This window comes from Glutamicibacter sp., assembly GCF_050701915.1.
Taxonomy (GTDB): domain Bacteria; phylum Actinomycetota; class Actinomycetes; order Actinomycetales; family Micrococcaceae; genus Glutamicibacter.
Map to the genome: position 1 here is coordinate 1 of NZ_JBOGEG010000040.1, position 23444 is coordinate 23444.

Here is a 23444-nt window from a genome sequence, read left to right on the forward strand (position 1 = left end):
GCAATGAATTGCATGCCACCACGGCCTTCGCGTCTAGGCTGGGAGTATGAGCATCAAGCGGATTGGAATCCTTGGCGCGGGACGAGCCGGCACAGCCCTCGCCCGCGCAGCAGCGTCAGCTGGAATCGAAGTACGCATCGCGGGTTCCCGGCCTCCGCGAATGATGAAGTACCATCTGGCACAGTACGCATCCCATGCCACCGGCGTACTGGCCGAAGACATCGCCAAAGATGTCGATTTGGTGGTGCTCATGGTGCCACAAGAAGAACTTGACGATATAGATGTCCCATCCCTGGCTGGCGTCTTGCTGGTGGACGCGACCAATCGCTGGGAAGACGAACCGCTTCCCGATTGGCTGGAAGCATCACTTGACGCTGGCTTGTCCAGCTCCGAAGGCATTGCAACCCATTTCAAGAGCTCCCGCGTAGTGAAGGCGCTGAATCACATCAGCCATTGGGACATGGACGCGGATCGGGCAACCAAGCAATCCGCGCAACGCGCCCTGGGCGTCGCCTCGGACAACAAGCTGGATGCCCGGACGGTTTCGGAACTTACCGTCTCCTTGGGTTTTTCTCCGGTCCTCCTGCCCAGCTTGGCTGCGGGCCGCGGCATGGAACCTGGTGGCGCGATCTTCAACGAAGTACTCGATGCGGCAACGCTGGCTGCGCGGCTCGGCCCAAATGCCGCGTAGAACCGCTAAACCCGTGTTTCACTAGGCAGATCACGCCATTTTCCTGTGACGCTCGACACTGATTTTCTGGTTTTTTACCTTAAACCTCTACTCAATCCCAGTTTTCCCGCGGAATTCCGGGGTTTTCACCCTCCAGTTGCGGGGAGTTTCCCGATTGGAAATCCCCTGCTGGGGGTGGTAAAGTTTTACTTCGTTGCCAGCGATAACAACGCGAGCAACAGACAACCTGCGCGGGTGGCGGAATAGGTAGACGCGCTAGCTTGAGGTGCTAGTCCTCGCAAGAGGGTAGGGGTTCAAGTCCCCTTTCGCGCACAGGTAGAATCCCCGGTTGACTTCGGTCAACCGGGGATTTTTTTATTTAATCCGACCAGCTTCCCGCCTTCAATTCAGGATGCGGGGCTATAGGCAATAAAGGGCCTATAGGCAACAAATGGTGTCTGGTCCCGGTGTGTCACCCGGACCAAACCCCTATCGAAGCCTTAGTTCTAGCAGGTTCTTCGCCTTAGTTCTAGCAGGTTCTTCCAACCCAGCCAGCCTTGGAAAATAAACCTTCCTCAGCCACTGCGGCTGTTCCGTAAAGCGCAGGTCCAAACGATTGCTCCGGAGCTTCATGCGTTGATTCCGACTATTCATGCTCGAAAGCCTTGGTCGCCTTGATCAACGCCGGCAACGCCGGCAACGCCGGCAACGTCGGCCGTTTGCTCTTCTGCGCATGCGACCAGCAGAACCACTCGCACGCCCGCCGCCGGTGCTCAATCGGCATCCCGCGATGGTTGAGGATCATGGCTTCCCCGGAACGTATCGAACCATACATGAATGAAATGTTAAGAATACCGGCAAATAGAATGTGACTAGGTCACTTACACAAACAACCTGACAGGCTCTTTAGTTACTACCAGATTGATAACATCAGCATAGCGAAGGATGAGGATTCTTAGGGCCGGTCTCCGAAATTCCCATAGTCGCCGTCCAGGAAATAGTTATGAAGCCATCTTTCACCTTTGGCCTTGAGGCTTTCCAGACAAACGTACTTCTCCTGCTCGGTAACCGCATAAATCAGATCGGTGATTGCCCTACCTATAATCATGTTCATCCCACCAACCCCTCTCGTCCATTGGTAACCGAGCTTGTGAGATCTTCCGAAGCCATCAGGTGCGAGCATATCGTTTATCGCATAATTTAACTGCCCAGCCAATGTCAGGAGGTACTTCCCGAATTCCGACTCGACTGCGCCCAAACGCGATACATGATCCCTAAACGTGTCGACTGCCCAATACAGTTCAGAACTTTGCTCGGCGATAAGAGCTTCGTCGACGGAACGCATCTCCTGCAGGACGCTCTTTACTGGCTCCGAAACCTTTATCAGCTTCTCTTGCCTCGCGGTGTATTGCTCGCGTTGCAAGGCCGCATCTGCGCGACGGTGCGACCTTCGACTGTCGATGACTGACCAGATCGCCAGGCCTACGGCTGCCACCGCTGAGCCGACGGTTCCAAATGCCACCCATATGTCAACTGCATTGGTCGCATTGGTCGAGCAGTAAAGAACGCTCTCTTTGAACGCGTCGGGTGTAGGAATCAGGCATTCGAATTGTTCTGCAGTCATCTCAGGTATTTTCAGAATGAGATTCCTTCACCATCGGAAAATTCTCTGATTATCATCAACTCCGATACTCGTAGTGCTTGATCTGAACCTTCCTTGATGCCGGCATGCCACTCATCGACAGCTTCGCAGACGTCCGCGCAGAACTTGTCGACTTGAAGCTGAAGGTGAGTATCTAGCAGATTGCAGTGAATAATGTGCCCGCGCGGATGCGGTGCGATGAATTGAAAGCGGTCGAGCGCCTCTCTCGCCTTCTGCAACATTACCGAGTCGGAGCCTTCATGAATCACCGCACAACGAAGAGCATAGAAATCGTTGCTGGAAAGAAAAACGTGCTCTCTCCGCTCTGGCCCAATATTGTGGGTGTATTTTGGCGTGAAATATTGGTCTGCCCATCGGGTGTATCGTTTCTTCACCGATTTCTCGCTTGGTTCATCAACTTTCGAACAAATGTCAGGCAACGCGAGTGCGAGCGTAAGAGCTGAGTACCAATTGCCGTGTTGGACTGACATTTTCACGGCGTTAGTCAGATGTTTCATGATTCCATCCTGTGTTTTAGATGCACCGGGGAGTGATTTATTTTCTATTCTGGTTGGTATAGGTTCTTAGACAAAATTTAACAATAAACCTTTAAATTGCCTTTAATCACGGGAGTCGTCAAACTAAGTATCTGTATACACTCGCAACTTTTTAGAAGGATACATGACCAACTTTCCTAGCCCCGTTGCGCCCGACCGACCTCCGACCCGCAAGCCAAGAAATCGGACCTATCTTTGGGTGATACTTGCGGTCCTTGCCGTGCTTTTTTTGCTGCTTTTCCTGATCCCAGAATTATTCGTCTTGATCGCACTCGTTGGCATAATCCTTGCAATTATCGGCATGATAAAAGGTAAAGTTCCTGGTCTGCCCATCAGAGGACGCAGCAAATCCGGATGGTTCGGCTTCGGCATGGTCATCGTGATGTTCATCAGCGGTGCCGCTATGGGACCTGCCGAGACCACTCCTCCGTCGGCAGCTTCCGCAAGCGGCGACCCGATTCTCACCAGTACAGAGTCGCCAACACCGACACCTTCAGAATCGCCTTCGCCAACCGCTATTGCAGATTTTGTGGGCCAGGAGTGTGAAGGTGATGAGCTGGTCATGGAACAAGGTGCGGAAAAGCTTTACTGCGATAAAAGCACCGACGGCGTCCTGGTCTGGGCGACTCAAGAAGATCACGACAAGAATATTCTGGCTGCCAAGAAAGTAGCCGAAGAGAAGGCTGCAAAAGAAAAAGCGGCGGCCGAGAAAAAAGTAGCAGAAGCTAAGGCTACTGCTGAAAAGAAGGCTGCTGAGAAAAAGGCTGCCGAAGAAAAAGCTGAACGCGAGGCTGCCGTTAAAAAGGCTGAACAAAAACGGTTAGCTGAACAGCAAGAGGCTGCCAGGATTGCCGAGCAAGAAGCCATCGAAGAAGTCTACGAAGCTCCAGCACCGGCGCCGGCCAGTGCCTTCTATGCGAACTGCACTGAAGCCCGCGCAGCAGGTGCGGCCCCGATCAGCCGTGGCGAACCTGGTTACGCTTCGCACCTTGATCGAGATGGGGACGGGATCGGTTGCGACTCATAGCACCTAGGGTCATCACTGGAGCCATCCTGATGGGGCTGGTTCTGTGCGGGTGCGGCACTGCAACTGGTGCCGCACCCCCGCCGACTGAATCGTTTGGCAGTGCTGCCGGCACACAGGTTACTTCGGAGACCCCGTTGCCACCCATCGTGATCCGTTCAGAGGCTCCGCCGATTACGATCAGCAAGGAGCCGCCGGCAGAGCAGCCCGAAGCCAATGACTCGCAGCCGACACCGTTGCCGTCACCGGAGGCCCTGCCAGATCCGACAGCCAGCGCCAGCACTGGAAGCACGAAAGCATCCGTACTTTTGAGTGAGATTCCCATCAAGGGCCGCGCACCAAGGACCGGTTACGACCGTGACTTGTTCGGCAACGGTTGGGGTGACCCGGATCGGAATGGGTGCGATGCCCGCAACGACATCCTCTCCCGGGATTTGGATGTGTACACCTACAAGACTGGAACCCGTGACTGCGTGGTTCTTACAGGAACTCTGCTCGACCCGTTTACCGGGAAGACTATTGAGTTCCAGCGCGGTCAGGGAACCAGTAACGCGGTGCAGATTGACCACGTTGTGGCGCTTTCGGATGCGTGGCAGAAGGGCGCGCAGAAGCTTTCTCCTGAACGTCGAATTGCGTTCTCAGACGATCCGCTCAATCTGTTAGCAGTGGACGGTCCTACGAACGCATCCAAGGGCGATAGTGACGTGGCAACATGGTTGCCACCAAACCGTGGTTACTGGTGCGAATACGTCACGCGTCAGATCGAAGTGAAGCACAAGTACGACCTGTGGATGACGAAAGCTGAGCACAGTGCCATAGTGCGGATCCTCGACGAACAATGCAGTTAGAAAAATAGTGGTTTCCAAAAAATGAGCAGGGAGCAAACTTGAAGAAGTTCATCGCCGGCATGTCAATGGGCTTGTTGTTGCTGGCATTAGCGGGCTGCACCACATCGGAGAGTCAATTGTCTGATCTGCGAAGTGCCATCGACGAAGGCAAGAATTGTCCTGAGCTTTTCCCATTGCTGAAGGCGATCTCGTCAAGTGAAGTGGCTTCCGAAGAAGCGCAGGCTGAGATGCGGAAAATCGGGTGCTTCTCGATTTCATCTGAGCGGACAGATGCCCAGCGCGGCGCCGTCGATCCTGATAGTGCCTGGATCGGAGTTCCGGGAGGTGAAAGCGTCGATGTATCAGAGGCATGTGAAACCCCGGCTGCCCGTGCGGCTCAGGTAATAGGCTCGGATGCAGCTGAGGCGCTGATTAAGAAAACCCTGGAAAATTGCTCGACCGTGAACGAGTGGCTGAGCGCTTTGGAGACGTATCCAGGTCTCATGGGTATGGTAGACGGCTACATCCCATCGGTCACTGACGTGCAAGTCGCTTGTATAAATTATCCGGCTTCTACTGTCTGCAACGACGCAGAGAAGATTGGCCTCTAGATAGCGCTTCGAATATGCTCAGGACTTGCCTGGCTTCATGTCCGCTGAGCCAAATGCCGCACCACGAGAGGATCCTCCGTCTTGGGCCGCTTTGTTCATGGCATTGAATTCGTCGATCTGTTTCTGGGACAAGTAGGGCCTCGCCGAGTCTCGAACGGCCCGTCGAGCGTCTTCAACCGCCTTTCGTCGGGTTGGCTGGTTCTTCTCAGATTTTTCAAGGTCGACTAATAGCTTGGTAATCGAATCTGTAGCCTCGCCAATTGCTTCTTGCTTAACTGAGCGGACTTCCTCGGTCAGCGGATTGTTTTCGGTCATGGCATTTCCTTCTCAGCATGTCGTGGGGAGGCCAGCCGGAGCCAGTCTGAGTTTCTTCCATTGAACGTGAGTAGCAGTAGAAGAACAAGCCAGACCAGATATTCGAAAAGCGTCTATTCTTCGTCAGAGATTCAGTCAGTTCAGAAATGCAATTGGGCCCGAAAACCGAGACTCATATACCTCTCGTCAGGGAGCCGCAGGTCGCCGAATACAAGCCTGACTAGGCTTGGGTTATTTTAATCGATAATTAAATTATGGAGGTTCTATGGAAAAGCGAGTTCAAGTTTTCGTTAGTTCAACGTTCGTTGACCTGGAAACGGAACGACAGTCTGTAGTACAAACACTGCTCAAGATGAATACGTTCCCTGCTGGCATGGAACTCTTTCCGGCTTCGGATGAAGATAAATGGGACCTGATCAAGGGTGTCATCGATGACTCGGACTATTACTGTCTCATCGTTGGCGCACGCTACGGATCCGAGGATGAAAAGACGTCACTAAGCTACACAGAAATGGAATACGACTACGCTCAAGAAACGAAAAAACCGACGATGGTATTTATCCACGGGAACCCTGATTCTGTTCCTAATGGGCTTACTGATAAGAATCAGAAAAAGTCGGAAAAGCTGGACAAGTTCAAAACCAAGGTTATGGGCCCGCGAAACGCATCGTTCTTCGCTTCACCCCATGAGCTGTCGGCAAATGTGGCCGTTGCTCTAATGGACCTCCAGCGTAAAAGACCCGCCGTAGGGTGGGTACGTGGAGATGCCGCAATGTCACCCGAGATCCGGGCTGAGCTGGCGGAGCTTCGGTCATCTGTCAAACAATCATCAGCGAACTCGAATCAACCTGTTTTTCCAGATTTAGAAGACGGTGAGGACGAGTATTCATTTGGGGTCAAATTCGATTTCACGGGCACGGACAATGTAGGTTACTCCGCTTCCTTTGATTGCAAGACCACTTGGAACGAAATTTATTCCGGGATTGCGCCTCTCCTACTTCATGAGACTACTGAGGCGCGAATGCATGACGCGCTTAGCCGGACCCTTCGGCGAATCGGTCGCGAAAATGCCGAAGAGTACAAGGATGTCGAGAAGGTCTCAATTGTTGAAGTCAATACGACCGATGCGTTCTCCGATGTGCTGGTTCAACTTTTTGCGCTGAGACTAATTGAGCGCGGAACAGCAAAGCGTACTGTGAACGACCGGCAGAAATACTGGCAGCTCACCGAAGAAGGTGAGGCGCGCATGATGCAGCTGCGGGCGCGTAGACGGAATTCCACGGGCGAAGTACTGAACTAATCGGCAGCAGAGTGAGCGAACTGCTTAGGCTTCCGATCACGATTTTTGGACGCCTCACCGATTCAATCGGCCCTGACTCATGTCAAGAACGCGTCAATCTTTTTGTCAGACGGCTGCCGGTGACTCGTTGCCATTGCGCATCGTTTGTCACCACAGTCGGGGCACATGAACTAGATCTGATCGTGTTCGAGTAGGTTCTGGTCGCCGGCGACGGCTCGCACCCGGTGGATGTCGCGGTTGCAGCTCAGGCAGTCGCAGACCTCCCCCGGGCATACACGATCAGGTACTGGCCGGACTGCCCGAAAGTGAGCCCTTCGCCGAACAGAATCTCCAATGCTTGCGCAGCTTTGCCGAAGCTGTCGATCGCGGCCGGCAGCTTCGCGGCCCAAACTGGTGCGCGCATCATGCTTCACTCTTCTGCAAGCGGTAATCAAACAGTGCATCATCGCTGACCGACTGCTGGGCGACGAGCTCGTCGATCTTCTTGAGCAAGTTGCCCGTCCGCCAGTGGTCACGCAGCGGCTTGACCGTTGCATTCAAGAGCCGGCGCCCTGCAACTACCGCTCGGAGCAGAGAAGATGACCACGGGCCAGAAAACAGCCGCTGTTTCTGTTGTCCGCGAGTTCATCAGCGCTTATGCGGCTTGGCTGGCATCCAGCAGCTGCCCGCCGTCTTGATCCACGGACGAGCCGATGTTTCCGGACCTTCAATGACCGCATGGAAACTTCATCAACTCTGGCCAGCTTCCTCGCTGGTCATCTGCGAAAACGATGGCCACGGCGGAGTGGAAATGGTCGATCACTGGACGTCGGCGAACACGAAGATGCTCGAGCTGGCTTCTTGATAGCATCAGAGGCGGAGTTTTGAACGAAAAATTCCGTCACTAGCAAAGCAATACTGGAGTACTGATCATGCGCATAGCCATGCTTTCCCTGCATACCTCACCGATGCAGCAACCGGGCTCCGGCGATGCAGGTGGCATGAACGTGTACATCCAGAACCTTTCCTATGCGCTGGGCGCACTGGGCCACGAAGTCCACATGCTCACCCGCACCGCCGGCGAATCCGAGTCGCTGCAGGTCAGCGAGGGCGTGTGGATGCACCAGGTGCAGATCGCTGCCAATCAGGCCCTCACCAAAGAGCAGCTGCCGGAGATCATCGATGAGGCCGCGGAAGAAATCGCCACGCACTTGCACGGCGTGAAGATCGATGTCGTCCACGGGCACTATTGGCTCTCCGGGATGGCGGGGTTGCAACTGGCGCAGCGATGGTCCGCTCCCCTGTTGGTCTCGATGCACACCTCGGCTGCGGCCAAGGAGCATGAATCGGGCATTCCCGAGCCGGGCTACCGCAAGGACGCCGAGCAGCAGCTGCTTGCCGAATGCGCGCGCATCATCGCCAACACTCCGGTGGAAGCGAAGCAGCTGGGGCGCTTCTACGCCGTGGAATCGAAAAAGCTCGACATTGTGCTGCCCGGCGTCAACCACCGCATCTTCCATCCGGACCAGGACAAGGTGCGCCGCCCGCTGGGCGAGGATGACTTGCATCTGGTCTATGCCGGGCGGATGCAACCGCTGAAGGGAGCGCATCTGCTGCTGGAAGCCATGGGCATCGCGCGCCGCAAGGATCCCAACCTGCGCATCACCGCATCGCTCTTCGGCGCCCTGTCCGGGGCAACCGACTACGACCTGCCATCGCTCGTGCAACGCCACGGCTTGGAGGACGTCGTCCGCTTCTTCGAACCGCTCTCCCCCGAGAAATTGGCACTCGTCTTCGCCAACGCCGATGTCGTTGCAGTCCCGTCGCTCTCCGAGACCTTCGGCCTGGTAGCTGCCGAAGCGCAGGCCTGCGGCACTCCGGTTCTGGCCAATGCCGTGGGCGGATTGGCCTACGCCGTGAACGACGGCGAATCAGGGTGGCTCATGGAAGAGCCCGATGCCCAGCTGTGGGCCGAAAAATTGCTTGAGCTTGCCCGGGATCCTGAACAGATTACTGCCGCCGGCCATGGCGCCCTGGAGCATTCGGGACTATTCACTTGGGAGCGCGCCGCTGTCGCTACTTTGGCCAGCTATCGCATGGCCCAGTCCGAGCGCCACCGAGCCTAGTCAAGATCGCTGGCACCACAGTGCCCTGGCCGTCAACGCGACTGCGTCGATGACCAGGGCACTGGTGATTTCACCTAGCCGCGCACCAGCTCCATTTCGAAGTGGGGCTTGGATTTGCGCGCGTTCCACGCCTGAATGGTGTAACCGTCGGCGTTCGGCTGGAAGGCCAAGTCGACCGCGGCCGGGAGCACCACCGGAGTCTGGAACTCGATGCTCCAGCGGTAGCTTCCGCTGGCAGGCTCGATTCCCGCCAGCGCCCGGGCCGCCAGGTAGATGCCGTGGGCGATGGCTCCCGGCATGCCCAGTGCCTTGGCGCTAAGTGCAGACAGGTGGATCGGGTTGTAGTCCCCGGCTACCGCGGCCCAGCGGCGCCCGGTTCCCGCATCAAGTTTCCAGCTCGCGGTGCGCTGCGGCGCGGCAAATGCCTGGTGCACGCTCTTCTCCGGCGTGGCCCCGTCAAGCCGCACGCCCTTGGCCAGGAAGGTGCTGCGCGAGAGCAACCGGTCCTGCCCGTCCACCACAATGCGCATCACCAGGTCGGCGGTCACCCCATGCGGGTGGCCCGCCAGGTTCTCGCTGTGCACCTCGATGTCAAACGCCTCGTCCTCCCCCAACGGCTGCCGGACCTCCACCTGGTTGACCAGGTGGATCATCCCCAGCAGCGGCAACGGGAAGTCATCTTGCACCATCAATGACATGGCCAGCGGGAACGCCAAGGAGTGCACGTAGAGGCTCGGCAGCACGCCGTTCATCGGCGCGCCCACGGCCTTGCGGTATTCGGCAAGCTTCCCCGGATCGGCCTTCGCGCCCTGGAAGACCAGCACGGTTTCGGGCAGCACCGGGTTCTTGGGCTTGCGCTGAAGGGTCTTGACGGCCTTGGCATAGACCGAGGCCATCGACGGGATCTCGGAAACGATCTGCGCACCCATCTCAGGCACCTACCAGCGACTGGCCGCAGACGCGCAGCACCTGGCCGTTCAGCCCGGCCGCGGCATCCGAGCCGAGGAAGCTGATCGCTTCGGCAACATCCACCGGCAGGCCGCCCTGCATCAGCGATGGCAGGACCATGCGGGCCACGGTGCGGGTGCCCAGCGGGATCTTCGCGGTCATCTCGGTCTCAATGAACCCCGGAGCCACAGCGGCAATGGAGCCGCCGTTCTCGGCGAACAGCTTGGCGCTGGCGTGCACCATACCGATCACCCCGCCCTTGGAAGCCGCATAGTTGGTCTGCCCGCGATTGCCGGCGATGCCGGAGGTGGAGGCCAGCGAAACGATGCGCAGGCCAGGCAACTTGGCCGCCAGGAAGGCCTCATTCATGCGCAACTGCGAAGCGATGTTCACCGCAATCACCGAATCCCAGCGGCCGGCATCCATGTTGGCCAGCAGCTTGTCCCGGGTGATGCCGGCATTGTGGATCACCAGATCCAGCGAGCCATGGCGGCCGATCGCATGATCCATGATCTGCTGGGCAGCATCCTGGGCGGTGACATCCAGCTGCAAGGTGGTGGCGCCGATCGAATTGGCCACCTTGGCCAGCGCTTCGCCGGCGGCTGGCATGTCCACCACGACCACCTGCGCCCCGTCGCGGGACAGCGTCTTGGCGATGGCCGCGCCGATGCCGCGGGCGGCCCCGGTCACCACTGCCACCTTGCCGGCAAGCGGCTTGGCGAAGTCAGCCGGCAGCACGCCATCGTTGGTGCGCACGGTCAGGAACTGGCCGTCCACATAAGCGCTGCGGCCGGAGAAGAAGAAGCGCAAGGCGGCCAGCGCGCTGGGGCTGGCCACGGTGGTGCCCGCTTCGAGCACAATGCCGTTGGCGGTGGCGCCACCGCGCATTTCGCGGCCCATCGAGCGCACGATCCCATCGATGCCCTGGCGCACGGCGGAAAGCTCCGGCGCGTCATCATCCCGGGCGGGCCGTGAGAAAGCAACCACGCGTCCGCCGGGCAGCAGCTTGCGCAGCGCCTGGCCTGCGGCGAGCATCAGCGGCGAGAGATCAGTGGGGCGCTCAAGCTCATCGAGCAAGAGCACCAGCCCGCCGAGCTTGGCCTCGCCGGCATCATGCCGGCGCACATCCAGGCCCCAGGACACCAGGGTGTCGCTCATCTCCTGCGCCTGGTCTGAGGAGCCGAGGACCAGCACCGGGCCGGGCAGCAGCGCTTCCTGCGGGCTGTAGCGGCGCAGGCGCGGAGGACGCGGCAAGCCCAGCAGGGTGGCCAGCTTCTTGGTGGCCCCGGTATTGACCAGTTCCATGTACTTGTCTGCCATTAGCTGCGAGCCTCCAGAATTGCGACGACGCCCTGGCCACCTGCTGCGCAGACCGAAATCAGTGCACGGCCCGAGCCCTTTTCATGCAGCATCTTCGCGGTGCTGGCGATGATGCGTCCGCCGGTGGCGGCAAATGGGTGGCCGGCTGCCAGCGAGGAACCGTTGACGTTCAACTTCGAACGGTCGATGGCGCCCAGAGGTGCATCCAGTCCCAGCTTCTCACGGCAGAATTCCTCGTCTTCCCACGCCTTGAGGGTGGAGAGCACGGTGCCGGCGAAGGCTTCGTGGATCTCGTAGAAGTCGAAGTCGCCCAGGGTGAGGTTGTTGCGCGCCAGCATCCGGGCCGTGGCGTAAGCCGGGGCCATCAGCAGTCCTTCGCCGCCGTGCACGAAGTCCACTGCGGCCGCCTCGAAGTCGACGAAATTCGCCAGCATCGGCAGGTCATGCTCCTGCGCGTATTCTTCACTGCCCAGCAGCACCGCCGAGGCGCCGTCGGTCAGCGGGGTGGAGTTGCCGGCGGTCATGGTCGCCGCCTCGCCCAGGTCCTTGCCGAAGGCGGGCTTGAGCTTGGCCAGCTTCTCCAACGTGGAATCGGCACGCAGGTTATTGTCCTTGGACAGGCCGTTGAACGGGGTGATCAGGTCGTTGAAGAAGCCCCGGTCGTAGGCGGCGGCCAGATTCTTGTGGCTGGCCAAAGCCAGTTCATCCTGCGCTTGGCGGGTGATGCCCCACTTCTTGGTGGTGACCGCCTGGTGGTCGCCCATGGACAGGCCGGTACGCGGTTCGCCGGTGCCCGGGGCTGCCGGCGCCAGGTGGCCGGGGCGGATCTTGGCCAGCGCGCTCAGCTTGGCCTTGGTGGTGCGGGCACGGGAAAGTTCCATCAGGATGCCGCGCAGCGAGTCCGAGACCGCGATCGGCGCGTCGGAAGTGGTGTCCACGCCGCCGCCGATGGCGGATTCGAGCTGGCCCAGCTTGATCTTGTTGGCCAGCGAGCCGATGGCTTCCATGCCGGTGGCGCAGGCCATCTGCACGTCGTAGGCCGCGGTGGCGTGATCCAGCGAGGAGCCGAGAACGGACTCGCGGACCAGGTTGAAGTTCTTGGAATGCTTGAGCACCGCGCCGCCGGCGACAGCGCCGATGCGCTCGCCCTGCAGGCCGAAGCGGGCGACCAGGCCCTCAAGCGCGGCGGTGAACATGTCCTGGTTGGACGCATTCACGTAGGCGGTGTTGGAACGGGCGAAGGGAATGCGGTTGCCACCGATGATCACGGCATTGCGCACAGAGGGCTGGCTCATGTTCGTTGAACTCCTACAAATGTTTTGGTGTGACAAGTATTACTGTAACCAAGAGTACATGATACTGTGAGTTACGTGAACAAGATCACTGAAGAATTCGACCGCGAGACCGACGGCCGAGCAGCTCGCTGGGAAGCGCATCGCACCGCGCGCCACGAAGAACTGCTCAAGCTGGCGCGCAAGGCCGTGCACAAGCTCGGCCCGCAGGTCTCGATGGAAGATATTGCCGGGCACGCACGCACCTCAAAGCCGGTCTACTACCGGTACTTCGGGGATAAGGAAGGCCTGCGCCAGGCGCTGAGCGCGATGGTGATCAACGACTTCCGCGAACGCGTGATCGCCGCGGGACTGGCCAAGGAAGATGAAATCAGCGCCCTGCACGCCATGGTTTCCTCCTACCTGGAGCTGGCCGCCAACAGCCCCAACCTGTACTTCTTCGTGACCTCGGCCCCGCGCTCGGCCGATGATGAATCAGCCGGCGCCCTGAGCACTTTCTTCGAAGAGGCATCCAGCTTGATGAGCGAACGCCTGCTCCAGCTCTACGATCAGCGCGCCACCGCCGCCACCTTGGACTTGTGGCCACGCGCGGCGCTGGGCATGGTCCGCGCCGCCGGCGAGCAATGGCTGCGCCAACCCGCCTCCGATCACAAGCCGACCCTGCAGTCGCTGGCCACGGAGCTGACCAATTGGCTGACCTACGGCATCGCCTCCACCCGGAAACCGAAAACCTGCTGAAGCACCCAGGTGCAACCCCAAACCGAGACACCACCGAAATGAAAGGTACGTCATGAGCGAGAACCGCATCAACGTCAACGCCCTGTCCGAACAACTCTTCGGCCCTTACGCCCAGATCCGCAAGGCCTCGCGCGCCCGCGCCGCCGATCCGCAGCTGCAGCGCGACCCGCTGCTGGGCATGGACGAGCACCGCGAACGCGTACTGGGCCAGCTGGGCATCCTCGTTGAGCAAGAAGCCGTGCAGCGTGCCTTCCCCAAGGAATTCGGCGGCGCCGATGACCATGGCGGCTCCATCGCGGCCTTCGAGGAACTGGTGGCCGCGGATCCTTCGCTGCAGATCAAGGCCGGGGTGCAGTGGGGCCTGTTCGCCGGGGCGATCTTGCACCTGGGCACCGAGGAGCACCACCGGGCCTGGCTGCCCGGGGCCATGAACCTCGATACCCCCGGCGCCTTCGCCATGACCGAGATCGGCCACGGTTCGGACGTGGCCGCGGTGGCCACCACCGCCACCTACGACGAAGCCGCCGGCGAGTTCATCATCCACACCCCATTCAAGGCCGCCTGGAAGGAATTCCTGGGCAACGCGGCCCTGCACGGCAAGGCCGCCACCGTCTTCGCCCAGCTGATCACCAAGGGCGTCAACCACGGCGTGCACTGCTTCTACGTCCCCATCCGCGACGAAGCCGGCAACTTCCTTGAAGGCATCGGCGGCGAAGACGACGGGCTGAAGGGCGGGCTGAACGGCATCGACAACGGCCGGCTGCACTTCACCAACGTGCGTGTTCCGCGCACCAACCTGCTCAACCGCTACGGCAATGTGGACGCTGACGGAACCTATTCCTCGCCGATCCCTTCGCCGGGCCGCCGCTTCTTCACGATGCTCGGCACCCTGGTCCAGGGCCGCGTGTCGCTCGATGGCGCCGCCACCAACGCCGCGAAGATCGCGTTGCAGATCGCGGTCACCTACGGCAACCAGCGCCGCCAGTTCAACTCCACTTCCGACACCGAGGAAACCACGCTGCTGGACTACCAGCGCCACCAGCGCCGCCTGATCACCCGCCTGGCCCGCACCTACGCTTCCTCCTTCGCCCACGACGGCCTGCTGGACAAGTTCGACGCGGTGTTCTCGGGCCGGGCCGACAGCGATGATGACCGCCAAGACCTGGAAACCCTCGCCGCCGCGCTGAAGCCGCTGAGCACCTGGGACGCGCTGGACACCTTGCAGGAATGCCGCGAGGCCTGCGGCGGTGCCGGCTTCATCGCCAAGAACCGCTTCACCCAGCTCTATGCGGACCTCGATGTCTATGTGACCTTCGAAGGCGATAACAATGTGCTGCTGCAACTGGTGGGCAAGCGCCTGCTCACCGACTACGCGGCCGAGTTCCGCAAGCTCGACACCGGCGCGATGGCCCTGTACGTGGCCAAGCAGGTCGGTGCCACCGCCCTGCACCGCTCGGGTCTGCGCGGCGTGGGCCAGGCCTTCGCGGATATCTCCGACGAACGCAAGAGCGCGAATTTCTTCAAGGACCCGGAGAACCAGCGCGCCCTGCTCACCGACCGCATCAATGCCAAGGTCGCCGAGGTGGCCAACGCCCTGCGGGCCGCCGGGAAGAACAAGGCCAAGGCTGCCGCCGCATTCAACGAGAACCAGGACCTGCTGATCTCCGCGGCGCGCGACCACGGCCAGCTGTTGCGCTGGGAAGCATTCACCGCGGCATTGGAGAAGACCGGGGATCCGACCACCAAGGAGGTGCTGACCTGGTTGCGCGATGTCTTCGCGCTGGTCCTGATCGAGGATGACCTGGGCTGGTACCTGGCCAACGGCCTGCTCTCGATGCAGCGGGCCCGTACCCTTTCGGGCTACATCAACCGCCTGCTCGCCCGCCTGCGCCCGCATGCCCAGGACTTGGTGGAAGCCTTCGGCTACACCCAGGACCACCTGCGTGCCGATATCTCCTCGGGCGGCGAAGCCGAGCGCCAGGATGAGGCCATGGAGTACTTCCGAAAGCTGCGTGCCAGCGATAATGCGCCAATCAGCGAGAAGTCCTTGCAGAAGGCCAAGCGCTAGAGCCAGAGCGCTGGTGCCCGGACCCGGGGATTTTGTACCGGGTCCGGGCGCCAGCTCGTTAAAGGCTGCTTCGCCTAGTTTCCCAGCCGCTGGGCCAGGGCTACCGTCAACCCTTCGGGCCCCCGCACGTAAGCCATCTTCCATGCGCCTTCGTATTGCCCGACGCCGCCGATCAGCCCATAGCCCTGGGCTTCAAGGCCGGCGACCATCCCCTGGAGGTCATCTACCTCGAAGGCGATCGAGCGCATTCCCAATTCATTGGCCATGGCGTGGGGGTTGCCGGGCTCGTGGTCCGGCTTCTCGAAGCTGGCCAGTTCGATGCCGACCTCCGAATCCGCGGACTTGAGCATGACGACGTTCGTGCGCGAGTCCTTGATCCCGCACACGGTTTCCAGGAACTCCCCTTCCATCCCGGAGACCCGGCCCTCGACATGCAGGCCCAAGCCTATGAAGAAGTCGGTCACCAGCTCAAGGTCTGCAACGGTGACGCCGATATGGTCAAAACGGATGATTCGTGGCATGGTGGCGGGCACGCTTTCGCTCGTAGGCGGCCAGGCAATGATGGCCTTGTTCGCTAGTTAGCCACAGGGTACGCCCGCCGCGCGCCCGGAACCAGCCCACGAATAAGATTCCATGGAACTTCTATTCCGGGCCGCCCCACAGAAGCCTCGCTGGTCGATGGCATCGCGATGGTCTTCGGCCAGCAGGGCAATCCCCCGTGGTGCAAATGCCGGTACTTCATTGATGGCGAATGGAACCGCGGGCTGAATCCAACGACGCGGCACTGCGCGAACAGGTCTGCGGCCCTGGTGTTCCAGCCGGCCTCGTGGCCTATGCCGATGCCCGGCCAGCACTACCCGCGCTTCCGGTCCCGCGGGCACAAGGCCGGGGGAATCCATCCGGGCGCTGGCCTGCTTCGTGGTCCGCCCCGAATTCCGCCACCGGGGCATTTCCGTACAGTTGCCTGCTGCCGCGATCAAGCCTGCCCGGGTGAACGGTGCCAGCCTTCTGCGCGCTGGCCCCACCGCTACCGGCATCACCGCCAAGAACAGTGCCGGCCTATTTTCCGGCCACCAGGCTAGAGCCTTGCCTGCCCCAGCTCATCGAGCACCAGCGCCACCCTTGCCCGCTGGTCCGGGTCCAGCCCCTGGACCGGCAAGGGCAGGCAATCGGGTGCTGCCAGGCGCAGGTGCTCGGCAATCGCGGCACTGACGCGCAGGCTGCCGCCGCATTGCGCCATCAGGTCCCACAGCGGCCGCAGATCCTCGGAAACCGCTAGCGCCTTTTGGTGGTCTGCGGCCTGCACCGCGCGCGTAATTTCAAGCATCGGGTCCGGGATTGTTCCGCCCACCGCGGTAAACTACGCGTCGCATCCTGCGATGAGTCCAGCTGCCCCGGAGGCATCGCCCGATACCCCGATGCCTACGTGATCGGGAAGCACCGCCCGAATCGCCGCGACATGGGCAAGTGCTTCCACTGGATCTGCCGGGACCCCTGGAATCTTGATGGAAATGATCCCCGGCAGCTGCGCGATGCGCGCATAAAGCCCGTTGCTGAAGGTGAAATGGGTTGTTCCAGGATTGTCATAGACAACGACCGGCAGGTCGCTGTGCTCGGTCGCCGCCCTGAACAGTGCGAAGACTTCATCATCGTCCAGCCGCTGGTAGCCCACCGGGGCGAGCAGAACACCGGCCGCACCGGCGGCCTTGGCGTCGTCAATATGCGCCAGGACGTGGGCGGTGCGCATGGCGCCGACTCCAGCCAGCACCGGGATCCCGTCTGCATGCTGAACCGCCAACCGGATGACGCGTTCGCGCTCTGCGCGCTCCAGGTACATGTAGGAACCGGTCGAGCCCAGGACGGTGATTGAATCCACCCCGGCCGCAACCAGTCGCTGCACCAATCCGATGAATGCCGGCTCATCGAGTTGGTCATCTTTCATTGGGGTGAGCGGGAAGGCGCTGAGCCCGGCCAAGGCGGTGACTGGCACTGCCCCAGTTTTCGTTGATGATTTCATGATGCGCCATCCTCTCTAAGGTGCTGGTTCCTCGATCTTACGGCCAGCAGGGCGCAGGCGATGATTGCGCAGCCGCCAACCACGGTGGGCCAACCTATTTGTTCGTGCAGCAGCATCCCGGCCCAGCAGATCGTCATTACCGGCTGCGCCAGCTGCACCTGGCTCACTTGCGCCATCGGGCCGATGGCCAATCCGCGATACCACGCAATGAAGCCAAGGAACATGCTCACGACGCCAAGATATGCGAAAGCAGCCCACTCGCTGAATGTTGCTGCGGGAGGGTGCTGGAGCGCCGAGACGGTCGTTAGGGTGATCATAACCGGAGAGGCCAGAACCAGTGCCCACGAGATCGTTTGCCATGAACCGAGCTCCCGCGAGAGCAGGCCGCCTTCGGCGTAGCCGATAGCGCAAGCGAGCACCGCCCCGAAGAGCAACCAGTCGGCCCCGTGCAAGCTGTCCAGCCCGCCTCCTTGCAAAGCGGCAAAGGCCAAGGCTGCCAATGACCCGGAACCGGCCGCGATCCAGAATCTGGTGCTGGGTCGTTCCCTGGTTCGCAGCACAGCGGCTGCGGCCGTCACTGCAGGCAGGATGGCGATCACTACCGCGCCATGGCTGGCCGGAGCTGTGGTCATCGCAAAGGATGTCAGCAGGGGAAAACCTGCGATAACTCCCCCGGCGACGACCAGCAGCCGCCACCATTGCGACCGTGTTGGAAGTTTCTGGCCGGTGCTCCAGAGCACGGCAACAGCCAGCATTGTGGCGATAACGGAGCGTCCCGCGCCGACGAACAGCGGTTGCATGTGGCCGCTTTCCACGGCGATGCGGGTGAAGGGCACGGTGAAGGAGAAGGCGAGAACGCCCAGTAATCCCCAGATCAGCCCGGTACCGGCAGAGGATAGCGGTTGCCGCGTATTGAGAGTAGCGGTACTATCTAGTTTCATGTTTAACAGTAGCAGTGAGCGCCTGGTTGCGGTACTGCGCGAATGGATTGCGGCAGCCCCCGCCGGGAGCCAGCTGCCCTCCACGCGCTCCCTGGTCGCGGATCATGAAGTCAGCCCGGTCACCGTGCAGAAAGCGCTGCGGACCCTCACCGGCCAGGGCATCATTGAATCGCGCCCTGGTATCGGCACCTTCATTCGCAGCCAGCCGGTGGCCAGGGCGCACGACCATGCCTGGCAAACCGCGGCCTTGGGCGTTGTGCAACGGCCCCTGCCTGAACTCGCCTCCGCCCAGCGCGCTACGCCCAATGACGTCATCTCACTGCAGTCGGGCTATCCGGATCGACACTTGCTGCCAGAACGGCTGGTGCGCAGCGCCTTCTCGCGGGTCGCGCGCAGCGATGCGGTGCTCCAACGCACCCCGGCCGCGGGGCTGCCTGATCTGCAGAGCTGGTTCGCAGCCGAACTCGGCGCCATCACTGCCCCCGGGCTGAGCGCGCCGGCGGCCAGCGACGTCGTCGTTCTGCCCGGAAGCCAAAGCGGGCTGGGCTCGATCTTCCGCTCACTGGTGGGGGCCGGCAAGCCGATGCTCATCGAATCGCCCACCTATTGGGGTGCTATCCTGGCTGCCGCGCAAGTCGGCGTGCAGCTCGTCCCCGTTCCCGCCGGTCCCCATGGCCCGGACCCCGGGCAGCTGGATCGCACTTTCGAGCAAACCGGGGCCCGCGCCTTTTACGCCCACCCGAATTTCGCCAACCCTTCCGGGGCCCAGTGGTCGCCCGAAGTTTCCCAGCGGGTGCTGGAAATCCTGGAGAATCGTGGTGCTTTCCTGGTGGAAGATGACTGGGCGAAGGATTTCGGGATCAATGCCGAGTCTTCACCGATGGCCGCCAGAGATGACAGCGGCCACGTGGTGTATCTGCGCTCCCTGACCAAGAGCGTGTCCCCGGCGGTCCGTGTTGCCGGCGTCATTGCCAGAGGGCCAGCACGGGAACGGATTCTGGCCGATAACCAGGCCCAATCCATGTATGTCAGTGGTGCGCTGCAATCCGTCGCGCTTGACGTGGTCACCCAGCCCGGGTGGCGCACCCACTTGCGTTCGGTGCGCCAGCAGCTGGCAACGCGCAGGGATCTGGTGCTCTACGCCCTGGCGCAGCATCTGCCCGAAGCCCATGTCGAGCAGGTCCCGCTGGGCGGGCTGAACCTCTGGGCAAGGCTGCCGGATGCCACTAATCTGGTGCAGCTGGTCCGCGACTGCGAAATGCGCGGCGTGGCCATCTCGGCCGGAGACAGCTGGTTCCCCGCGGAACCGACCGGACGCTTTCTGCGGCTGAACTTTGCCGGCCCGAACCCTGGAGCCTTCAACCAGGGCGTCGAGATCATCGGCCAGGTGCTGCGCGGCTAGGTCCGGCCGGCAGGATCCAGCTACCGGCTGCCAGGGCGGAACCAGCGTTTCTGCAGGCCCGCAATCCGGGACCTGAACATGGTCCTTGCGGCACCGCAGCTGCAGCTAGGCGAATCGGCACCCTCCAGGCTGCGCACTGCCCGGGCCCGAAATGCCCGGCACCCGCACCTGGTCTTCGCAGGATCATGCGCAACTGGGTTACTCATGATTTTTCGACTACCGCGTCCGGGAAACAGCGGATCCGCACTGGCCCCACCTGCCAATGGCTATCCCGGGCAGGTGGAGGCCGAAGCGCCATGGCCAAGTCCCCTGGCATTCATGCTCCCGGCCAGAAGCGACATGACCGCTCCTGCTCACCTTGCCCAAAGGAAAGGCGGCTCCGGTGAATGGCAGATAATCCCATTCACCGGAGCCGCCAGAATTCTTCGCTGACTACAGCCCGTCGACCTCGACCAAGCCGCGACGCGTAGGTACCGGGGCCACGTGCGTGCCGTTGGCCGCCACGCGCTGCACCGATAGCAGGCGCGGGGCAGGACCATCAGCGGCCTGCAGGATCCACGGGCCGACCATCAGGTAGCTGCGGTCCTTTTCCGCCTCGGTGACAACCCCGGTAATCACGAAATCGCCATATGGTTCCTGGCTGAAGGAAGCGACCACCAGATCACCGTGGGACAGCGCGGAGACCTCGATGTCTTCCGGGGCGAATTCGCCCTCGAAGGCGGCAGGGAAGGCGCGCACATCCTTGTCCGGCTGGCGCTGCATGATCTCGCCGCCATCGGCATCCTTGGCCTTCTTCTTTGCCGCGGCCGCGTTCAGGCCGCCGACCATCACGTCATCGAGCACGGTAGCGTGCGCGGCACCGGTGATCAGGAAGTTGCCGAAGCGATCGGTCTTGTAGAGCACCGAGAGGACATCGCCGCCCTGAACATCGCCGAAGGCCGCCTTCATGCCAGCTACGTCGCGCTTGGAAGGGCCTTTGATAAAGACGTCCACTGTTTTCTCCATCCGGACAGGTGTTTACACAGACCTGTCAAGCCTAGCGCAGGTCAACGCCCAGCCGGGTTCAGCCTCGGCCGCGCATCGCCGCGTCGAACCATCCGGTAATGCTCGCCGGATGGGTGATCGCGGTGCCCACCACCACGGCGAACGCGCCGGCATCCAACGCGGATTTCGCCTGCGCCGGGGTATGGATCCGGCCTTCGGCGATCAAGGGGCAGTCCAGGCCGGCACCGGCAATTTCTCCCAGCAGCTCCAGATCCGGCCCTTCGGTCTTCTCGCGTTCTCCGCTATAGCCGGCCAGCGTGGTCCCGATCAGATCGGCACCGGCCTCGGCGGCGGCCAGCGCATCATCCAGCGAACCGCAGTCGGCCATCACCAAAGCTGCAGACCGCTCGTGGACCGCGCTAATGGTTTGCTCCAGGGTCTTGCCATCTGGCCGTTCACGGCGGGTGCCGTCCAGCGCCACAATGTGCGCCCCGGCGTTGGCCACGGCCAGCGCATGGTGGATGGTAGGGGTGATGAACACCCCCTCGTGGCCGTCCTTGAACAGGCCGATGACCGGGACTTCCACCGCCGAACGGGTGTATCCGATGTCTGCCAGGCCCTGCACGCGAACCGCGCCGGCACCGCCGATCACCGCGGATGCGGCCACCTGCGCCATGGTCTGCGGGTGGCGCATCGGCTCGCCCGGGTAGGCCTGCGCGGAGACGATCAAGCGTCCGCGCAGGGCTTCGAGTTCCGCTGCCGTAAGCAACATTTCCTGCTCCTCTAGTCTCTGGGCCAGAATAGGCTGGCCGCCCCGATCAGGGCCGCGTCCGTTCCGAGCGCGGCCGGGCTCAACCCGGTGCCCTGGAGAAGGTCGATTGCGCTGGCGGCAAAGCCTTCGCGCAATCCATCCCACCAGATCTTTCCGGCACCGGCCATCCCGCCGGCAATAACGATCTTCTCCGGATCCAGCACGTTGGCCAGCGAACCGGCGGCTGATCCTGCGGCCAATCCCCCGATATGCAATGCCCGATAGGCCAATTCGTCGCCGGCATCGGCCAGTGCGGTGACCGCCTGGGTGTCGCGCACCAGCGGATTGCCGGCCAAGCGCTGGTAGTGCCGAAGGATTGCGGGCCCGGCAGCGATCGCTTCCACATGCCCGGTGCGCCCGCAGGAGCATTCAAGCCCCGCGGCATAGGCGGAGTCGATATGCCCCATATGCCCGGCTACATGGTGGAAACCGGTGACCAGTTGGCCCTCGTGCAGGTACGCGCCGCCGATGCCGGTGCCGATGGCCAACAGCATCACCTGGCCGGCTCCTTGGCCTGCGCCGAAGCGGGCTTCGCCCAAGCCGTGGGCGTGCACGTCATTGACCGCGCGGACTTCCAACCCGGTCAGGGTGCCCAGTTCCGCGGCCAAATCCGTGCCGGCCCAGCCCGCCAGCGTAGCGGTGGCCGAAACGACCTTGGCGGTTTCCGGGTCGATGACCCCGGCGGCGCCGATACCCAATCCGGCCGGCTGCGCCGAGCATGCACCGCGCAGCTGCTGCACCACGCCGGCCATGGCCGCGATGATCGCGGCGGAGCCTTCGCGGGCCGGCGTGGGTGCTTGGCTGCGCGCGGTAATGGTGCCATCCGGGCGCACCAGGGCGCCGGCGATCTTGGTGCCGCCCAAATCCAGGGCGAGCACCTCGCCGGCGCCTGCTAGTTGCTCTTGCACTGCCCGGATGCCTACTTCGCGGCGACCGGCAGCAGGCCGGTTTCGGCCAGGATCCCGCGGATCGCGCTGGCCTCGTGCGCATCCAGGGAAGCCATCGGGGCGCTCATGGCGTTATTGGCAATGATGCCCAGCTCAACCAGGGCGGTCTTGAAGGCGCCCAGGCCGGCGGCACCCGGCGAAACCCGGGAGGCGTCCGGGGTGTAGACGATGTCGAAGACGCGGGCCAGTCGGTCCTGCTCGGCAGCCGCGGCTGCCCAATCACCGGCCGCAGCCTTCTCGAACAGGCGGCGGTACCCGGCCGGGTCCACGTTGCCCAGGCCCGGCACCACGCCGTGCGCGCCACCGAGCAGCGCGCCGTCCACGACCACCTCGTGGCCGGTGAACACCGAGAAGCCTTCGATGTCTTTGGTGGCCAGCAGCAGCTGGCGGAAGGACACGTCATCTCCCGAGGAATCCTTCACGCCCACGATGGCACCGGACTTCGCCAAGCGGATGGCGACATCCAGCGGCAGCTTGTGGTGGGTTCGCACCGGCACGTCGTAGGCGAAGATATCGACCTGCAAGGCATCGTGGATGGCGGTGAAGTGCGCTTCGATCTCCGGCCCGTTGGAGATGGCGTAGAACGGGGTGGTCACCACCAGCGCGTCCGCGCCCAGGGCGATCAGCCGCCGGCCCTCCTCGACCACTCGCGCAGTGGTCTGCTCGCTGGCGCCCACCAGTACCGGCACGCGGCCGGCGTTGGCGGCCACGATCCGGGTGAGCACCGCGTCGCGTTCGGCATTGGCCAGGTACGGCACCTCGCCGGAGGAACCGAGCACGAACAGGCCGGTGACTCCCCCGTCGATCAGGTGTTCCACCACGGCATCCAGGCCGGCGGCGTCAATGGCGCCATCGGCGGTGCGCGGGGTGATGACCGGCGGGATGACGCCGGAGTACTTCGGGTTGTTCGTGTAAGCCACGGGAA

Annotated in this window: 25 protein-coding genes, 1 tRNA gene and 1 pseudogene; 11 read left to right on the forward strand and 16 right to left on the reverse strand. The window is 61.8% G+C overall.

The window, feature by feature from the left end; translation table 11 throughout:
• Positions 1-46: 46 nt before the first annotated feature.
• Both ACRDT3_RS16660 and ACRDT3_RS16665 read left to right on the forward strand, forming a co-directional pair.
• Positions 47-691 carry an NADPH-dependent F420 reductase gene (locus ACRDT3_RS16660; RefSeq protein WP_431494051.1) on the forward strand — a complete coding sequence of 215 codons (645 nt, stop codon included), beginning with the start codon at positions 47-49 and terminating at the stop codon, positions 689-691.
• A gap of 228 nt (positions 692-919) precedes the next feature.
• A tRNA-Leu gene (locus tag ACRDT3_RS16665) sits at positions 920-1003 on the forward strand.
• Between the two features lie 313 nt (positions 1004-1316).
• On the opposite strand, the gene ACRDT3_RS16670 is transcribed toward ACRDT3_RS16665, so the two are convergent.
• The 3 genes from ACRDT3_RS16670 to ACRDT3_RS16680 all read right to left on the reverse strand — a co-directional run bounded on the left by ACRDT3_RS16670 (position 1317) and on the right by ACRDT3_RS16680 (position 2830).
• Positions 1317-1475 (reverse strand): hypothetical protein, encoded by a 159-nt coding sequence (locus tag ACRDT3_RS16670; RefSeq protein WP_431494052.1) that lies wholly within the window; start codon positions 1473-1475, stop codon positions 1317-1319.
• A 150-nt stretch (positions 1476-1625) separates the two neighbouring features.
• Positions 1626-2294 (reverse strand): hypothetical protein, encoded by a 669-nt coding sequence (locus ACRDT3_RS16675; RefSeq protein WP_431494053.1) that lies wholly within the window; start codon positions 2292-2294, stop codon positions 1626-1628.
• Positions 2295-2305: 11 nt separating this feature from the next.
• Positions 2306-2830 carry a hypothetical protein gene (locus ACRDT3_RS16680; RefSeq protein WP_431494054.1) on the reverse strand — a complete coding sequence of 175 codons (525 nt, stop codon included), beginning with the start codon at positions 2828-2830 and terminating at the stop codon, positions 2306-2308.
• A gap of 163 nt (positions 2831-2993) precedes the next feature.
• Between ACRDT3_RS16680 and ACRDT3_RS16685 the strand changes: the two genes are divergently transcribed.
• The 3 genes from ACRDT3_RS16685 (at position 2994) to ACRDT3_RS16695 (ending at position 5331) form a co-directional block, all read left to right on the forward strand.
• Positions 2994-3896 (forward strand): excalibur calcium-binding domain-containing protein, encoded by a 903-nt coding sequence (locus ACRDT3_RS16685; RefSeq protein ID WP_431494055.1) that lies wholly within the window; start codon positions 2994-2996, stop codon positions 3894-3896.
• Positions 3897-4030: 134 nt separating this feature from the next.
• The gene (locus ACRDT3_RS16690) at positions 4031-4741 is read left to right on the forward strand and encodes an HNH endonuclease family protein (RefSeq protein ID WP_431494056.1); all 711 of its coding nucleotides are present in this window, start codon (positions 4031-4033) and stop codon (positions 4739-4741) included.
• 38 nt (positions 4742-4779) lie between these two features.
• Positions 4780-5331 (forward strand): hypothetical protein, encoded by a 552-nt coding sequence (locus tag ACRDT3_RS16695; RefSeq protein WP_431494057.1) that lies wholly within the window; start codon positions 4780-4782, stop codon positions 5329-5331.
• An 18-nt stretch (positions 5332-5349) separates the two neighbouring features.
• On the opposite strand, the gene ACRDT3_RS16700 is transcribed toward ACRDT3_RS16695, so the two are convergent.
• A complete protein-coding gene (locus tag ACRDT3_RS16700; protein WP_431494058.1) occupies positions 5350-5646 on the reverse strand; it encodes a hypothetical protein in 297 nt (98 codons plus the stop codon).
• A gap of 265 nt (positions 5647-5911) precedes the next feature.
• Here ACRDT3_RS16700 and ACRDT3_RS16705 point away from each other — a divergent pair, with 265 nt between their 5' ends.
• Entirely contained in the window at positions 5912-6946 is a 1035-nt protein-coding gene (locus ACRDT3_RS16705) for a DUF4062 domain-containing protein (protein WP_431494059.1), read from the forward strand.
• Positions 6947-7190: 244 nt separating this feature from the next.
• Here the strand turns inward: ACRDT3_RS16705 and ACRDT3_RS16710 are convergent, their stop codons facing one another.
• Together ACRDT3_RS16710 and ACRDT3_RS16715 are read right to left on the reverse strand one after the other, a co-directional pair.
• Positions 7191-7352 carry a hypothetical protein gene (locus ACRDT3_RS16710; protein WP_431494060.1) on the reverse strand — a complete coding sequence of 54 codons (162 nt, stop codon included), beginning with the start codon at positions 7350-7352 and terminating at the stop codon, positions 7191-7193.
• Positions 7349-7486, reverse strand: coding sequence for a hypothetical protein (locus tag ACRDT3_RS16715; protein ID WP_431494061.1), 138 nt, complete (start codon positions 7484-7486; stop codon positions 7349-7351). Before ACRDT3_RS16715 ends, ACRDT3_RS16710 begins: the two co-directional genes overlap by 4 nt.
• A gap of 103 nt (positions 7487-7589) precedes the next feature.
• Here ACRDT3_RS16715 and ACRDT3_RS16720 point away from each other — a divergent pair, with 103 nt between their 5' ends.
• Together ACRDT3_RS16720 and ACRDT3_RS16725 are read left to right on the forward strand one after the other, a co-directional pair.
• Positions 7590-7790: a hypothetical protein gene (locus tag ACRDT3_RS16720; protein WP_431494062.1), complete on the forward strand. Its 201-nt coding sequence runs from the start codon at positions 7590-7592 to the stop codon at positions 7788-7790.
• A 67-nt stretch (positions 7791-7857) separates the two neighbouring features.
• Positions 7858-9051, forward strand: a complete 1194-nt coding sequence (locus tag ACRDT3_RS16725) for a glycosyltransferase (protein ID WP_431494063.1) — start codon at positions 7858-7860, stop codon at positions 9049-9051.
• Between the two features lie 74 nt (positions 9052-9125).
• Here the strand turns inward: ACRDT3_RS16725 and ACRDT3_RS16730 are convergent, their stop codons facing one another.
• The 3 genes from ACRDT3_RS16730 to ACRDT3_RS16740 are packed head-to-tail and all read right to left on the reverse strand — an operon-like array spanning position 9126 to position 12614.
• Entirely contained in the window at positions 9126-9980 is an 855-nt protein-coding gene (locus ACRDT3_RS16730) for a MaoC family dehydratase (protein ID WP_431494064.1), read from the reverse strand.
• Between the two features lies 1 nt (position 9981).
• Positions 9982-11319, reverse strand: a complete 1338-nt coding sequence (locus tag ACRDT3_RS16735; protein ID WP_431494065.1) for a 3-oxoacyl-ACP reductase — start codon at positions 11317-11319, stop codon at positions 9982-9984.
• Positions 11319-12614: an acetyl-CoA C-acetyltransferase gene (locus ACRDT3_RS16740; RefSeq protein WP_431494066.1), complete on the reverse strand. Its 1296-nt coding sequence runs from the start codon at positions 12612-12614 to the stop codon at positions 11319-11321. The genes ACRDT3_RS16735 and ACRDT3_RS16740 overlap by 1 nt, the downstream gene beginning before the upstream one ends.
• A gap of 75 nt (positions 12615-12689) precedes the next feature.
• Here ACRDT3_RS16740 and ACRDT3_RS16745 point away from each other — a divergent pair, with 75 nt between their 5' ends.
• Together ACRDT3_RS16745 and ACRDT3_RS16750 are read left to right on the forward strand one after the other, a co-directional pair.
• Positions 12690-13349 (forward strand): TetR/AcrR family transcriptional regulator, encoded by a 660-nt coding sequence (locus tag ACRDT3_RS16745; RefSeq protein WP_431494067.1) that lies wholly within the window; start codon positions 12690-12692, stop codon positions 13347-13349.
• A 52-nt stretch (positions 13350-13401) separates the two neighbouring features.
• Entirely contained in the window at positions 13402-15417 is a 2016-nt protein-coding gene (locus ACRDT3_RS16750; RefSeq protein ID WP_431494068.1) for an acyl-CoA dehydrogenase, read from the forward strand.
• Positions 15418-15491: 74 nt separating this feature from the next.
• On the opposite strand, the gene ACRDT3_RS16755 is transcribed toward ACRDT3_RS16750, so the two are convergent.
• The 3 genes and pseudogenes from ACRDT3_RS16755 to ACRDT3_RS16765 all read right to left on the reverse strand — a co-directional run bounded on the left by ACRDT3_RS16755 (position 15492) and on the right by ACRDT3_RS16765 (position 18375).
• Positions 15492-15938 carry a VOC family protein gene (locus tag ACRDT3_RS16755; protein ID WP_431494069.1) on the reverse strand — a complete coding sequence of 149 codons (447 nt, stop codon included), beginning with the start codon at positions 15936-15938 and terminating at the stop codon, positions 15492-15494.
• Positions 15939-16495: 557 nt separating this feature from the next.
• Positions 16496-17434 (reverse strand): annotated as a pseudogene (locus ACRDT3_RS16760) (dihydrodipicolinate synthase family protein).
• Positions 17431-18375 (reverse strand): DMT family transporter, encoded by a 945-nt coding sequence (locus tag ACRDT3_RS16765; protein ID WP_431494070.1) that lies wholly within the window; start codon positions 18373-18375, stop codon positions 17431-17433. The pseudogene ACRDT3_RS16760 and the gene ACRDT3_RS16765 overlap by 4 nt, the downstream one beginning before the upstream one ends.
• Here ACRDT3_RS16765 and ACRDT3_RS16770 point away from each other — a divergent pair.
• On the forward strand, positions 18374-19777 hold the full coding sequence (locus ACRDT3_RS16770; RefSeq protein WP_431494071.1) for a PLP-dependent aminotransferase family protein: 1404 nt from the start codon (positions 18374-18376) through the stop codon (positions 19775-19777). The genes ACRDT3_RS16765 and ACRDT3_RS16770 overlap by 2 nt on opposite strands.
• Before the next feature lie 432 nt (positions 19778-20209).
• Here the strand turns inward: ACRDT3_RS16770 and ACRDT3_RS16775 are convergent, their stop codons facing one another.
• The 4 genes from ACRDT3_RS16775 to ACRDT3_RS16790 form a co-directional block, all read right to left on the reverse strand.
• Complete coding sequence (locus ACRDT3_RS16775; RefSeq protein WP_431494072.1) at positions 20210-20770, reverse strand: hypothetical protein; 561 nt, start codon at positions 20768-20770, stop codon at positions 20210-20212.
• Positions 20771-20840: 70 nt separating this feature from the next.
• On the reverse strand, positions 20841-21533 hold the full coding sequence (locus tag ACRDT3_RS16780; RefSeq protein ID WP_431494073.1) for an N-acetylmannosamine-6-phosphate 2-epimerase: 693 nt from the start codon (positions 21531-21533) through the stop codon (positions 20841-20843).
• Between the two features lie 11 nt (positions 21534-21544).
• Positions 21545-22480, reverse strand: coding sequence for an ROK family protein (locus ACRDT3_RS16785; protein WP_431494074.1), 936 nt, complete (start codon positions 22478-22480; stop codon positions 21545-21547).
• Positions 22481-22491: 11 nt separating this feature from the next.
• Positions 22492-23439, reverse strand: a complete 948-nt coding sequence (locus tag ACRDT3_RS16790) for a dihydrodipicolinate synthase family protein (RefSeq protein WP_431494075.1) — start codon at positions 23437-23439, stop codon at positions 22492-22494.
• Positions 23440-23444: the final 5 nt, after the last annotated feature.